General features: G+C 43.6%; 12 protein-coding genes and 1 tRNA gene. 6 read left to right on the top strand and 7 right to left on the bottom strand.

What is annotated here, in order from left to right:
- Nucleotides 1-16: 16 nt before the first annotated feature.
- From QXE01_00325 to QXE01_00345, 5 genes are all read right to left on the bottom strand, one after another.
- The gene (locus QXE01_00325) at nt 17-634 is read right to left on the bottom strand and encodes a DUF998 domain-containing protein (protein ID MEM4969678.1); all 618 of its coding nucleotides are present in this window, start codon (nt 632-634) and stop codon (nt 17-19) included.
- Nucleotides 635-1,072: 438 nt separating this feature from the next.
- Nucleotides 1,073-1,972 carry a hypothetical protein gene (locus QXE01_00330; GenBank protein MEM4969679.1) on the bottom strand — a complete coding sequence of 300 codons (900 nt, stop codon included), beginning with the start codon at nt 1,970-1,972 and terminating at the stop codon, nt 1,073-1,075.
- Between the two features lie 308 nt (nt 1,973-2,280).
- Complete coding sequence (gene carA, locus QXE01_00335; GenBank protein MEM4969680.1) at nt 2,281-3,414, bottom strand: glutamine-hydrolyzing carbamoyl-phosphate synthase small subunit; 1,134 nt, start codon at nt 3,412-3,414, stop codon at nt 2,281-2,283.
- A 176-nt stretch (nt 3,415-3,590) separates the two neighbouring features.
- Nucleotides 3,591-3,950 carry a HEPN domain-containing protein gene (locus QXE01_00340; GenBank protein MEM4969681.1) on the bottom strand — a complete coding sequence of 120 codons (360 nt, stop codon included), beginning with the start codon at nt 3,948-3,950 and terminating at the stop codon, nt 3,591-3,593.
- The gene (locus tag QXE01_00345; protein ID MEM4969682.1) at nt 3,916-4,545 is read right to left on the bottom strand and encodes a hypothetical protein; all 630 of its coding nucleotides are present in this window, start codon (nt 4,543-4,545) and stop codon (nt 3,916-3,918) included. The genes QXE01_00340 and QXE01_00345 overlap by 35 nt, the downstream gene beginning before the upstream one ends.
- 766 nt (nt 4,546-5,311) lie before the next feature.
- On the opposite strand from QXE01_00345, the gene QXE01_00350 reads away from it, so the two are divergent.
- Nucleotides 5,312-6,046, top strand: a complete 735-nt coding sequence (locus QXE01_00350) for a DUF72 domain-containing protein (protein ID MEM4969683.1) — start codon at nt 5,312-5,314, stop codon at nt 6,044-6,046.
- Between the two features lie 493 nt (nt 6,047-6,539).
- Here QXE01_00350 and QXE01_00355 read toward each other — a convergent pair.
- Nucleotides 6,540-6,616 (bottom strand) — tRNA-Ala (locus QXE01_00355).
- A gap of 136 nt (nt 6,617-6,752) precedes the next feature.
- Here QXE01_00355 and QXE01_00360 point away from each other — a divergent pair.
- Nucleotides 6,753-6,929 carry a hypothetical protein gene (locus QXE01_00360; protein MEM4969684.1) on the top strand — a complete coding sequence of 59 codons (177 nt, stop codon included), beginning with the start codon at nt 6,753-6,755 and terminating at the stop codon, nt 6,927-6,929.
- Between the two features lie 58 nt (nt 6,930-6,987).
- Nucleotides 6,988-7,752, top strand: coding sequence for a KaiC domain-containing protein (locus QXE01_00365; GenBank protein ID MEM4969685.1), 765 nt, complete (start codon nt 6,988-6,990; stop codon nt 7,750-7,752).
- Nucleotides 7,753-8,001: 249 nt separating this feature from the next.
- On the opposite strand, the gene QXE01_00370 is transcribed toward QXE01_00365, so the two are convergent.
- Nucleotides 8,002-8,430, bottom strand: coding sequence for a hypothetical protein (locus QXE01_00370; GenBank protein ID MEM4969686.1), 429 nt, complete (start codon nt 8,428-8,430; stop codon nt 8,002-8,004).
- 687 nt (nt 8,431-9,117) lie between these two features.
- Between QXE01_00370 and albA the strand changes: the two genes are divergently transcribed.
- The 3 genes from albA (at nt 9,118) to QXE01_00385 (ending at nt 12,618) form a co-directional block, all read left to right on the top strand.
- On the top strand, nt 9,118-9,405 hold the full coding sequence (gene albA / locus QXE01_00375) for a DNA-binding protein Alba (protein MEM4969687.1): 288 nt from the start codon (nt 9,118-9,120) through the stop codon (nt 9,403-9,405).
- A 93-nt stretch (nt 9,406-9,498) separates the two neighbouring features.
- On the top strand, nt 9,499-10,857 hold the full coding sequence (locus QXE01_00380) for an ABC transporter substrate-binding protein (GenBank protein ID MEM4969688.1): 1,359 nt from the start codon (nt 9,499-9,501) through the stop codon (nt 10,855-10,857).
- Nucleotides 10,858-11,169: 312 nt separating this feature from the next.
- The gene (locus tag QXE01_00385) at nt 11,170-12,618 is read left to right on the top strand and encodes an ABC transporter permease subunit (protein ID MEM4969689.1); all 1,449 of its coding nucleotides are present in this window, start codon (nt 11,170-11,172) and stop codon (nt 12,616-12,618) included.

Consider the following 12,618-nt stretch of genomic DNA (forward strand, 5'->3'; position numbering starts at 1 on the left):
CAACACTCATTATAAGCTATTCCATAGACCTGCTAAAACCCATTAGATAGCCGCCAACCATGATCCCAAAGAGAAGCTCGAGATAGGCTAGAACCCTCTCCACACCCCCAGGCCCTAGGCCTAAATGATTCCCTGTTATGAAGAGTGCCAGAAAGACAAAGGCTAGAACCCCCATAACAGGGGCGATAAATCTGGCATAGCCCATCAAAACCCTATAGCCTGCTATTGCCGTTGATGCTCCGAAGATAAATGCTATTGATGCTGAAACCGTGTGTAGAACCCCATAGCTCTCGGGGAACAGGCCAACACCGAGAGAGCCTATGCCTGTGATAAGGATCATTGTTTGGAATAGCCTATCCATACCCCCCCTTCTAATAAATAGAGATCCAGCGATCAGAAATGCTCCGAGGAGGATCGATGATGAATTGAATATAATAGAGGATGGCTGGAAAACAACACATAGCCCACCCCTACACGTGGCGCCGAGATCACTTATATAGTTCCTCGAGATGCTATAGCCAGGATATAGGGAGCTAGCTATTACCATAGCTATGAGGAACTGAGAACATCCCAAGAAGATCAAGACACCAGCTATATATAGATAGCTGGGATTAAGGCTATGACCGTGCTCCATAACATACCCCAAAAATATTCTAGACATAGCTAATAAGCATTGAAATATATAAGATCTATCTGTCAAGAGTCGAAAATATTATACTATATTATTCTAAGGGATAGAAGTTCACACACCAGATCTCCGAACCCGATACTCACCACTTTAAAAAGGGCTTTATAGATGTGGAAGATCTGATCAGCTTAAACACGGCTCAGCATCGATCAGCTCACGGCTGTGATCATCACTTGCAGAAGTGTGAAAGGGTTGCAAGACCCCGCCGGCTCCCCTCCTCATAGCAACCCGTTCGGGTCTCTCAGAGGGTTCCCATAATATTATTAATGGTTTTGCTATTTTAAGCCTTTAGAGGCTTGATCAGATAATTCTATATTTTAAAGGGTGGGTTTTGCTTTAAAAGGGCTATATCGGTATCGTCGGCTGGTTTAGCTTTTTGCATGGCTAAGCCTTTGCTTCCTTTGAAATGCTTATTACCTTGTCTGCTAGGTTTTCTGTGAATTCTCCGAAGAGGTTTATATCCTCTATATATGGTGTGTCTATGATCTCTATAGGTGATATTAGCCTTAGCACCTCGCTTGTTGTTGGCCACCACCTCCTATGTATAGACCCCTCGACCCCTAGGATCACCTTCAGAGCCTTTAGATATGTTGAACCATCATAGATAAGGATCTTGCCTGGGGAAACAGCTATCACAGCATCTATGTTCTCGAGCCTTGCCAGGGGTGATGCTGAGTTGTTGAAGCTCTCGATAACCATTATCTGGTGCTTATTAGCTATAGCTCTATAGCATGTCTCGGAGGCAACATAGCCCTCTAGGATTAGCTGTTCAAGGGCTTCTACATCGATCGCTATGGGTCTGGGATATATCTTAGAGGCTATATCCTCCACAACCCTCCTCACACCACCTGGTATTTTCTCAAGCCTTCTATAGACTATATAGTGGGCTGTCTTTATATCGCCTTCAACGCATATGCTTATACGAAGCATAATAGCCGATGATATCATAGATGCCATTGCATCCTCATAGCTTCTAAGACTCCTGAGATAGTGGATAGGGTCTAGAGGTGCTAGAGCTATATCTAGGGGATTTATAGCCTCCAAAGGATCCTCAGACCCCGAGGTTTTCTTAAGCACCACAGCATCCTCACCAACCAATATGCGATTCTCAATGCTATTCCTCACAGAAGCAGGCTGATACCATATATTATGCCCCGCAACAGGCTTTGCAACACCAACCCTATACCCCCTCGAAACAAGCTCACTTATAAGGGCCCTAGCAACAGTGGTTTTCCCAGCATCATGTGTTATAAGGCCTACTACCATTATCTTCAGAGAGGACACCCCAGCATTCCAGAGTATTGTTGGGAAATATATCTCTATTAGAAGCTAAAAACCTAGCACTGCCTTAGAGGGCAAGGTTTGATAATTGTTTTATCACATGCACTCACACCCCACCCCTTGATCCTCTAACATTGTTCCAACATCATCTTATAACCTGTGTTGAGCCTTAATCTCAGCTATTCAATATATTTAATGAGCTGGTTGTAAGGGCTGATTCTCCAGCGTATTAATTATATCTATGGATACCGATACCTTTTATAAAAGGCTCAAGGATCTCATCTAGCTCTCCTATACTAGTGGCTTAGGCACTATCTCTGCTTTGTCACTAGCTTGGCGAAGAGATCGAAGATCCATGTTAAGTCATATGGCCCAGGCCCAGCCTCTGGGTGGAACTGAACACCTAATATTGGCCTGCTACTATGCTTGATCCCCTCGAGGGTTTTATCGTCTATGTTTATGAACCAGGGTTTGAACCCTGTTTCTCTTAGACTCTCCAGATCTACTGCATATCCATGATTCTGGGTGCTCACATATCCCAAGCCCGTCTCGAGGTCTAGAACGGGTTTGTTAGCCCCCCTATGCCCATATTTCAGCTTAAACACGTCTCCACCAGATGCTAGGGCTATTAGCTGGTGGCCTAGACATATTCCTAGTGTTGGTATGTTATATTCTAGGATCCCCTTGACATTCTCTATAACCTCTCTGAGGACTAAGGGGTTTCCAGGGCCATTGCTTATAATAACACCCCTTGCATCTCTAACAACATCTGAGGGATCCGACCAGCATGGATACCTCACAACCCTGAACCCCCTAGAGACAATCTCTCTGAGGATGCCGTGTTTAACACCACAGTCGAGAATAGCTATTACCTCACCCCCATCTCCATGCTCCATAGGCTCTCTAGGTGAGACTTGATATGCATATGCGATATCCTCATACCTAGGACTCCTAGTCAGGATCTCTTTAAGCTCCTCAATATCTAGATCATCACCACTCCAAGTAGCTATGACACCCATCATAACACCTCTCTCCCTCAGCTTCTTAACAATGCCCCTGGTATCAACTCTAGATACACCTGGAACCCCGTTCTCCTTCAGCCACTCATCAAGCGACTTCTCAGAGGACCAGTGACTAGGGCTTGTTTCCTCAAAAACCACTAGCCCCTCTATCTGGGGCTTCTCTGACTCAAAATGAAGATATATATCCCCAGATAGTCTAAGAGATCTTCTTGCTATGCCGTAGTTCCCTATAAGGGGGTGTGTTAGAACCAAGATCTGACCTCTATAGCTAGGATCAGTTATAGACTCAGGATACCCCACCATAGATGTGGTGAAAACCACCTCTCCAACCCTAACCCCCTCATATCCGAAGCCACAGCCCTCGAATAGAGATCCATCCTCTAGATATAGAGCGCCTCTAAGACCCCTTCTACAGAGGCCCATCCTACCTCCTAATATGGCCCCACAAAACAGATATAGAAGGAAAATATAAGCATAAACCAAAAGAATTTCCACCAAATAAGGATAACTAGGTACTGCACCATATTAAGAAATTTTTCGAGGTATTATCAATAAAAACAAAGCATTTATCATACAACAAGGTTCTCGAAACAACTGAATTAGATAAGATCTTTATATGTAGAACCATTTATGCCTTCGATCATATCCAACAAAATATCTAACGCTCTCTTTGCACTCTCCACACATATCACGGCTATCTCCCGTGTCACCCCATTTCCATAGTCAGCATCCTTTCTATAGCTATACAGCATCCTCAAGGTATCAGCTATCTCGGCAAGCCCTTTGTTCTCGACAGCATTGGCTAATTTGTCATCTCTTCTCGGTATATGCTCCCCTAAACTTCTGAGCAGTTCTTCAGCCGCTTTTCTAACTGCGAAATAGGCTGCTGAGACAGCCTTGTCGTAACATCCTATCTCGAGATCTTTAATTGCCTGCTCTAGAAGTTTTTTGGAACGCATCTATTACGCTCGCCTCATCCTCTCTTGCTATGAAGGGGCTTATAACGATCTTCTCTCCGTATTCCTTCTCCACCTCCCTCTTGATCCTCAGGATCTCTTTCACGATCTCTGGATCTTTGCTCTTGACTATAACAAGAACATTGCTCTCATAAACCTCCTCCTCCGGGATCAACACCTTCAAGGCATATCCCGCTTCCCTCAGCCTTGCAGAGAAAGTATTGATGGCTATTTTCAGTAACTCTCGATCCATATTCTCATCTCTAGAAGTTTTTTGGAACGCATCTATTACGCTCGCCTCATCCTCTCTTGCTATGAAGGGGCTTATAACGATCTTCTCTCCGTATTCCTTCTCCACCTCCCTCTTGATCCTCAGGATCTCTTTCACGATCTCTGGATCTTTGCTCTTGACTATAACAAGAACATTGCTCTCATAAACCTCCTCCTCCTCGTTAAGGGCTATCAAAGCTGCAAAGACCTTGCCCAAGCTCTCGGAGAGCTTTAGATAGAACCTAGATATAGCCCTATCCCAGGCATCATTAACATAGACTCGGACACCCCCAGTCCTTAGATGAATACCTATAGATCTGAGCTCCATAGATGCATCCCAAGAGATATAGATCGCCTCGAAATATATATTTAGACAAAGCCTCTACAATTTATATTTTCCACCATGGAGAACTCTTGACCGTATATTAAAAAGCTGAGCCCCTCGAAGATCATCTCATCTGCTAGAGAATAAACTGTTTTATTCAAAGCAGAAACATATCTTCATTTTAAAGACCCTTTTGGATAGAATCAAACCTGGCTAAGCATTTCCCACTCTTTATTTTTAAAGCATATTCTAGATCTTAGATTTATAGATCTGCAGATCTATGAGGATAATTTTAAATTAATTGCTATAATTAAAAACATTGCTTTCTATGCCAGAAGAGGATCGGTTTCTCAATGTCTCAAGAAGATCTTGCTAATTAGTGGAAAAGAAGCTTTAAATTGAAACCCTGTTCTTTCCATATTGATGGTTAAAGAGCGCCAGAGGTAAGCTTTAAAAGGGTGGATAATTAGGAGCTGAATCCTATCTGTGGATCTAGTTCAATGTATAGTATTATAGTGAGAAAAACCCAATATTTAAAAATTAAATAAATAGGTGTAATGTTGAGATCTAGGATCAACAGTCCTGATCTTCTCCTTGGTCTAAAAGATAGGCTTTTAGTTATAACTATACTATTGCGAGAATCAGCTTTGAGGTTAGGCTCTATAGCGTTAATACAGCTGGGGGCAAATATAGAGACTCTAATGGCGCCGCTATGTATAAGGCTCTCGACTCTAAATGATATTCGGTAGCCCTTAGGAGTAGGATTAAGATGGATATTTATGTTGGAACCTCGGGATGGCTCTACGACTGGAATCCAAATAATAGCTTAGATTGGTATCTCAAGCACTCTGGCTTAAACGCTGTAGAGCTTAATGCTTCATTCTATAGAATACCATATCCCTCGCAGGTTAGAAGCTGGGTTTTAAAAGGAAGAGATCTTAGATGGTCTGTTAAGGTTAACCGATATATAACTCATTATTATAAGCTATCTGATAAGGCTTTGGAGATTTGGGATAGGTTTGTAGAGATCTTCAAACCTATGGATGATCTTATAGACTTCTATTTATTACAGCTACCGCCGAGCTTTAGAGCTACTAAGGAGAATATAGCTAGGCTTTCGAACTACATCAGAAGTATAGATCTGGGGTGGAGATTGGCTGTGGAGTTTAGACATGAATCCTGGTTTAACGAGGCCACTATAGACCTTTGCAGGGATCTAGAGGTGACTCTTGTATCTATAGACTCACCTATAGCAACATGGATTAATAGTAGCGGAGACACCATATACCTTAGGCTACATGGTAGAAGCATGTGGTATCTCTATGACTATAGTGCTGAGGAGTTAAAGCATATAGCCTTAATGGTGATCGAGAGGGCGCCGAGTAGAATCTATGTTTTCTTCAATAACAATCACTATATGCTAGGAAATGCTAGGGTTATGAAGAAGCTACTAGAAGATCTAGAGAGGTCTATTGATACTCATGGTTCCGAAATTAATAGCTAGGCATCTATCCTTAAAGAGTGGAGATTGTGAAAAGCTATAGATTAGCAGAGATACTGAGTATCTTTAGATAGAGACTTCCTTGGTAATTATTCTCAATAGGGCTTCTCATGGAGATTTTCTACTAAGCGGAGTATCTTCAGAGTTAGGGCTTCTTCTTTATTCCTCGTTTGCCCCACCACTTTTTGACGTTGGTAGCGGTTATGCTTTTAAGAATATGGTATATGCTCTGGATTAAGTATTAAGATATCTAATGATGTTTATCTCATAAACCATGATGATCCTATGTGTCTCATACATAACTCATAGATTTTAGCTCCTTGGTTAAAGCTCTTCAACAGCTATACCCTAGATTTATAGCCATAAGCCTCGTCCTTTAGGGTGGGGAGGAGGTTAGAAACAGTCCTGGCTAGCTTTTACAGAATCACGATCCTCTTTTTAGCGATGCAGAGGGATATATAATAATTGGGTCATGTTTCTAGAAGGTTTTATGAAGTGGTGGACCGGCCGGGATTTGAACCCGGGTCCTCTCGGGTGCAAACCGAGCGCTCTTCCAGGCTGAGCTACCGGCCCATTATTTATATTCTATCTAACCCTTTTAATTTTTGCTGGGGCGAGTATGGGTATATATTGGATGAGGTGTGACTGGTGTGGATCCTATAATATTGTTAAGCCTTGTTATCTCCATCCCCTCGAGAATATATGTTATATGAGCTGTATCACATGTAGGGAGAGGCCTCAATGTCCTAACCCTGCGTGGAGTCCATGGGCTAGGCCAGGCGGACCTTCTGTTGCTAGGCAGCAGCAACAAACACCAGGTACACAGGCTAGGCAACAGAGATCAGCGTCTACACAGATATCTAGATCTAGGGTACAGCAGAAATAACTTATCCCTCTCCATAATATTACTTAAGGAGTGGAGTGGCGAGGGGTGATATAGATCCTTGGTTGAAAGGGTTAAAACAGGGATACCGGGTTTAGATGAGATCCTAAACGGCGGTATTCCGAAGAGAAACGTGGTTCTCCTCAGCGGCGGGCCTGGGACTGGAAAGTCTATTTTCTCATACCAATATCTGTGGAACGGCCTCCAAATGGGGGAGCCAGGTATCTTCGTAGCCCTTGAGGAACATCCCGTGCAGGTTAGGGTTAACATGTCCCAGTTTGGATGGGATGTGAGGAGATATGAGAAGGATGGCATATTCGCTATAGTAGATGCATTCACAGGCGGGATTGGAGAGGCTGCTAAGAGGGAGAAATATGTTGTTAGCGATATAGATAATATAGATGAGTTTCTAGATGTGCTGAGAAATGCTATAAAAGAGACGAACGCCCAGAGAATAGCTGTAGATTCCGTCTCAACCCTCTACCTAGCGAAACCCGCCATGGCGAGAAAAATCGTTATGTCCCTCAAGCGGGTGTTAGCAGGGCTAGGGCTAACAGGGATCCTCGTGAGCCAGGTTTCGGTAACAGAGAGGGGCTTTGGAGGCCCAGGTGTTGAGCATGCCGCGGACGGGATAATAAGGCTCGACCTAGATGAGGTAGATGGACAGCTGATCAGAAGCCTCATAGTATGGAAGATGAGGGGGACTAGCCATAGTCTTAAGAGGCATAGATTCGATATAACAGATAAAGGGATAGTGGTGTATCCAGATAAGATCGTGAAACTAGGTAGAGTGGTAAGAGTAGAGGAGGAGCAGGTGGAAAGATAAAAAATAAAATATGATATATAGGCTTCATAGCTTCATCTTTGATGCCAGCTCCTCACATTTATGCATATCCTCGTCTCTTCCGTCTCTGTCTGCTAGAACAATCTTCAACATATATTTCTATTTTAAACCATATATTCACATGCTTTGATCCCTCTATAAAAACAAAGCAAATGTTTTCAGCATTAAAGCCTAATAATAGAAACCCTTCTCATTTTCAAGACTATGGTATTAGAGTGGATGACTGCTGCACTATTTCCAATATTTAGGTGGCTCGCTTCTTCTCCTAATTTCTCTCCCTTCCCATGTGAATCTCCAATACCCTCTACCAGGATCTTCTAAAGCTATATTTAGCTCACTTATCATTTTATCGCTTAATAAGATCTCATCTGCTATAGGCGATATAATGGCGTCAGCTTCAACAAAGGGTGTATCTACATCCTCTACAACGACCTTGACCTTAACAGCCTTCGAGGCTACCCAAACTCTTAGAGGCCCACCCGCTGTATCAAAGACTGTTTCTTCAAGACTCCTCGCCGGAGGCCAGAGGCTAAGCATCTCAGCAGCCTCTGTAGGTAATAACACCTGAGGTGTTTCAGATTCATACCCGCTATTCGCTAGAGCACTCGTCACAATCTCCTTTCCATTTCTAGTTATTCTCACCCTCACCCTTACGGCCACATATATCCCTCTTAAAACCCTTTATCCTTCCAATCCTAGTCTTATGATCTCTTATCAAACCTATAAAAACCTTCCCCATAGCATATCTCCACTAATATTTTACTTCTAATCGCATTAAAAATCTCGCTCTATAATAGAGAATCTCATCGATCAGCACGGCATTTACAGAGACATCTTTTCGAGAAAAGCCATTAAGCAACTATGGCGAGCCTGAGAAGTATGTGAGCCTCTATCTCAGGGGTTCTATAAGAGTTATAAATGGGATGTATTGTTAGAAGATGTTAATAGGGTTTTGAAAAGGGGTTCTGGTTTTACCGGGCTTTTAGCCCTTCGTCTCATCACCCCCTATCCAGCCTTCCCACCGTCCTTCGGGAGCTAGCCTCTCCTCGGGGATATGGGGGGCTTCATCGGCTGACTTCATCCCCCTCGCAACTGCTCATAGAGATCATAGTGGCCTCTTAATACCCATTTATAGCAGGAAAGATTATAGGCATCACACCCCAAGAATGCTATCAACATCTATAAACCAACATAAAAACCAAAAACAGCAGACAAAGGCTTGAGGGGTGAGGGCGGTTCTAGTTCCACATAGATCTTGATGTTCTTCGGCAACATAGATCCTCGATCGTTTTGCAGGGAAAGATATTTAAGCTCTTCATCATATACTGGGCTGCGGTGGGCGGAGAAATGGCTCAGCAGCCCCAGAACGTGGTTCTAGTGGGTAAGAAACCGGCTATAAACTATGTCCTAGCCACCCTAACACTGTTCAACCAGGGGATGGATAAGGTGGTTATAAAGGCTAGGGGCAGGGCTATAAGCAAGGCTGTAGATACTGTGGAGATCCTTAGAAGCAGGTTCCTAAAGGACAAGCTAGCTATTACAAGCATTAATATCGGCAGTCAAGAGGTCTCTAGAGAGGGTGGCAGGACCTCGAGGGTATCTACGATAGAGATAACAGTTGCTAGGAAGGACTAAAGCCCTTTTTTCTCAATAATTTTTCCCACAGCTATAGATTCCCTATAATTCTTCTTTAAAGCCTGATCATATATAGTATTATGAGGTGTCTGAATGCCTAGCAGAGCTCTGATCATAGGGGTAGTGGTTATAGCGATAATAGCAGCATCCATAGGGATCTGGCTCATATTCGGAGGGGCTCCACAGGTGCAGCAGAAGAGGGAGGTTAAGCTAGTAGTGATCACAAGGCTTGCTCCTGAGGAGGGGAATGCTCTTAGAGAGAGGTTTCTTAGGAGCGAGCTAGCATCTAGAGCTGGGATTATCGATGTCGAGTTTAGGAAGGAGGATGTTGGTAAGTGGAGATCCTTTGTTGAGAGCGGGGCTGTGGATATATTCTTTGTGGGGGGCTACGCTGTCTACTCATCTTTATGTAGAGATGGATATCTAGAACCTATAACAAATAGCGAGATAATATCGAGGGCAAGCTCTATAGGTGCTGAGATGTTTAGAGACGATAGGGGTAATATATGCTTTCTATCAGTCTCTAGAACGATCTTCAGCTTCACTGTTAACAACGACTATCTATCCAGATACTCGCTTCCAAAGCCAAGATCCTGGGAGGATCTAGCATCCCCCAACTTCTCCGCCTCCCTCCTCAAAGGAGATCCAGCGATATCATTTCCAATGCCTTCTAAGAGCACAACGGCCGCGAGGACAATACAGCTGATCCTACAGAAATATGGGTGGGACAGGGGTTGGGAGATACTAGCTATAATAGGGGCTAACTCGAAGATCGTTGAGAGCTCTGAGAGGGCTAGAGACGATGTTGCCTCAGGCGTTTCAGGTGCGGCGCCAACCGTGCTTGTATATGGCTTGAGGGCTGTGAATGCCAGTGGTGGTAAGGCGGAGTTTATAATAGCTGAGAAGGGCTTGCTACCAGATATAAGCCCTGTTGCAATAGCTAGGAATACAAAGAACAAGGCCGCGGCTGAGGCCTTCATACTCTGGCTATTAAGTGATGAGGGTCAGAAAGCCCTTGCAGAGCTATTCTACTACCTACCATACCAACTACCCAGGGGCACCGCTCTCGAGGAGATCTATAGGAGGGCTGAGGGCAATATATATCCATATAACCCTGAGGATGCATCTAGGTGGGAGCTCTCAGCTATATACTATTTCGAGGCAGCTATAGCGGATCCTGATGCGAATAGCCTGCTCAAGAGGATATGGGGTAAAGCGGTATCCCTATACCAGGCTGGGAGGCTATCTCAGAGAGACATAGAGGATCTAGTCCACAGGATAGGATCACCACTCGAGATAGAGTTCAACGGAACCAAATCTATATTTACAAAGGATTTTGCATCGAGGATAAACAATATGCTTACAAACCCAGCTAATGTTGATGCCTTCAAATCATCTGTTAAGAAGGCAGCCATAGCTAGATATAACTCGATATTATCGAGCCTAGGGTGAAGATAGCTGGTTGAGAAGGGGTTTAGAGCTCTCTCAACAGCTTTCCTCGCAATATTCATAGCCCTTTTAATAATACCACTAGCATATCTCTTCTCTACAAGCACTTCTCCATACTCCCTCCTAGATGTTATTCTAGGCATTAAGATCCCTCCTGATGGAGAGCTATATACTATATATGATTATGGTGGGTATAAACTCATATATATAGCTGGATATGACTTCGGCCCCCTTCTAAACTCAATCCTACTATCACTCATAGTCACAGCAGTTGTAATACCCCTCTCCATATTCTCGGTCATAGCGATCCTCAGCATGGATAGGGGTAGATGGTTAGTTGGATATCTAGTTCCCCTAGCATCATCGATACCAATGCCCTTTCTATCAGCCTATGCTGTGATCCATATATTCCATAGGGATTATGGGCTTCTCAACCAGCTCCTAGGTCTCCTAGGGTTGGGGTTTAGAATAGCTATCGATGGGATAGCCGGTGTTGCTATCTACCAGATGATCCACTTCTACCCATTATCCCACCTACTCCTTCTATCATATGCAGAGAACATAGATAGATCCCTGTTAGATGTATCCTCAAACCTCGGTGGGAGATTATGTGTTACTATCTATAAAATCCTGTTACCTCTTATGAGGCCGGCTATAATAGCTGTTGCATCCCTCGTTTTTATCCTATCTCTTGAAGATCTGGTTGGACCTATAGCCTTTAGCAGGCATAACTATGCTAGAAACCTAATATCATACCAGGCATACTTTGGATTTATCTCCGAATATGGCTACCAGGTTAGCCCTAGAATAGTTTCCTATGTCTTGATAATGGTGGTTATATCCATAGCTGTTCTACTTATATTCTATAGATATCTTGTATCCTCTAGATTTGGGGTGGTATCTGCTAGGATGATATATATAGATGCACATGGCCCTTGGGGATCTATTATAAGGGTTTTTGCATCGACCCTTTTAATCCTATCCCTTGCTCCAAACCTACTTGTGCTTATATACTCATTTACAGAGGGGTGGTTCTCAAGACCTCTACCGGGTTTTGCTGGTTTTGATAACTATGTATCTGTAATCGCTACCCCATACTACTATAGAGCTGTTATAAACACACTTATATATACAGCTATATCTTCGAGCCTCATAATGGTTCTAGGGTATATAGCCTCATATATATCTATGAGGTATAGTGGGGTACAGGCTATAGCTATTGAGATCCTCTCTATAGCCCCTCTTGTAATCCCCGGGGTTGCTGTTGGGATAGCTTATTATCAGATGTTTCACAGCATCTTCAGAGGATCTTGGTTGGATCCAGTATATCTCCCATGGATCTATCTCCTCGCTACATATACAATTAGGAGGCTACCATATATGGTTAGACCTGTTGAGGCTTCTCTCCAGAGGATCCCGAGATCCTATGAGGAGGCCTCGGAGAACCTAGGTTCAACCCCATTTAGAACCATGTGGGGTATAGGCTTTCCAATGTCCTTCTCCTCGATCAGGGCTGGACATGCTATATCATCTATCCAGGTTGCTACCGAGGTGAGCACGAGCCTCATACTGATTGGGAGTGTGAGTGTATCTGCATCGCATCCATCACCTATAACGCCTCTGATAGCAGGGCTTATAATATATGATCCACAGCTGATCCACAGGGCATCAGCTATCCTCGTGCTAACCCTGGCAGGGGTTTTGATCATATCGATGGTTATTAGCAAAGCGATCTCGAGGATCCTTAGGATCCCTGGTAGATAG

It is taken from the genome of Sulfolobales archaeon, from assembly GCA_038897115.1.
Lineage (GTDB): Archaea > Thermoproteota > Thermoprotei_A > Sulfolobales > AG1 > AG1.

Coding starts and splice junctions, on each gene's coding strand:
- QXE01_00325 (MEM4969678.1), bottom strand. CDS start 634: ATGGAGCACGGTCATAGCCTTAATCCCAGCTATCTATATATAGCTGGT.
- carA (MEM4969680.1), bottom strand. CDS start 3,414: ATGGGCCTCTGTAGAAGGGGTCTTAGAGGCGCTCTATATCTAGAGGAT.
- QXE01_00340 (MEM4969681.1), bottom strand. CDS start 3,950: ATGCGTTCCAAAAAACTTCTAGAGCAGGCAATTAAAGATCTCGAGATA.
- QXE01_00345 (MEM4969682.1), bottom strand. CDS start 4,545: ATGGAGCTCAGATCTATAGGTATTCATCTAAGGACTGGGGGTGTCCGA.
- QXE01_00350 (MEM4969683.1), top strand. CDS start 5,312: ATGGATATTTATGTTGGAACCTCGGGATGGCTCTACGACTGGAATCCA.
- QXE01_00360 (MEM4969684.1), top strand. CDS start 6,753: ATGAGCTGTATCACATGTAGGGAGAGGCCTCAATGTCCTAACCCTGCG.
- albA (MEM4969687.1), top strand. CDS start 9,118: ATGGCTCAGCAGCCCCAGAACGTGGTTCTAGTGGGTAAGAAACCGGCT.
- QXE01_00380 (MEM4969688.1), top strand. CDS start 9,499: ATGCCTAGCAGAGCTCTGATCATAGGGGTAGTGGTTATAGCGATAATA.
- QXE01_00385 (MEM4969689.1), top strand. CDS start 11,170: ATGGATAGGGGTAGATGGTTAGTTGGATATCTAGTTCCCCTAGCATCA.